This is a genomic window from Lacinutrix sp. MEBiC02595 (genome assembly GCF_053601555.1).
On the sequence record NZ_JBSHNU010000231.1, the window covers coordinates 1 to 948 of the forward strand.

The 948-nt window shown below is 31.6% G+C and carries 1 protein-coding gene; it reads left to right on the top strand.

What is annotated here, in order from left to right; translation table 11 throughout:
- The first annotated feature begins 158 nt into the window (after positions 1-158).
- A complete protein-coding gene (locus ACVCZW_RS13270; RefSeq protein ID WP_452227604.1) occupies positions 159-569 on the top strand; it encodes a hypothetical protein in 411 nt (136 codons plus the stop codon).
- Positions 570-948 lie beyond the last annotated feature (379 nt).

A 948-nucleotide genomic window follows, 5' to 3' on the forward strand; every position in this document is an offset into this window, starting at 1 on the left:
GAAAAGACCTATAGATAACAACGTATATAATTAATGGCTAGTTATAGCTTGCTTACGAAAATCTTTGCAGATTTTCTATTCGGTTTTTATTTACTAAATTAGGTGCTGAAACACGCCACTAATCATATACAAACACGTTACCCAACATTTGACCAAAAATGCCGATAAGAAGAAATACAGACCAAAAAAGTAAAACTCTAACTGAATTTTATTCTGAATTAAAAAACGACTCTAACGTAATTTCAAAAGGAGTCGGAACTTTAATGCTAAATTGGATTGGTAGAATTAACTCGGAATTTAAAGAAACTGAAATTTGGGGATTGACTTCTCATTATCATCTGATTTTACAAAATGAAAATGATTACACATCTAATAATTATGTTGTTCTAACAACTGGAATGGACGAATATCATATCGAATATCTGATTCCAAAAGAATTGGAACCTTGGAAAGGTGCAACAAAATCTTTAGACGAAGCAATGGAAATGTTAATTACCGCAATGATTAATTCAAAGGGTTGGAGTAAATCGACTGAATTAAACAAATTCAAAACTGATGAAAAAAATTAAATCCTTTATTTATGGACTGACAGGAATTTCATTGTTGTTCGTTGCTGTTCTGTTTATTTCTGGATTTATCGGAATTATAAATATGATTTGGACAATGTTGAACTTTATAAATCAATAAAAACGTTGGGTAACACCGTGTATAAAAAATTGCTAGTTTCTTGCTTGCTCGGAAAATCCTTCGGATTATCCTCTGGCTCGTTTTCTTTTGCTATTTTAGTTGTCTAAACACGCAACTTTCCATACACAAACACGTTATGTTTAATAATCCCAGACTTCTGGAACTTCCCTTGTTCATTGCAATTAGCCCATTGTAAATTACAGAGTTTGCAATAAACTTGAATTGGAATACTGGATTTTGAGGAATAATTGTACCAACCCA

Coding starts and splice junctions, on each gene's coding strand:
- ACVCZW_RS13270 (WP_452227604.1), top strand. CDS start 159: ATGCCGATAAGAAGAAATACAGACCAAAAAAGTAAAACTCTAACTGAA.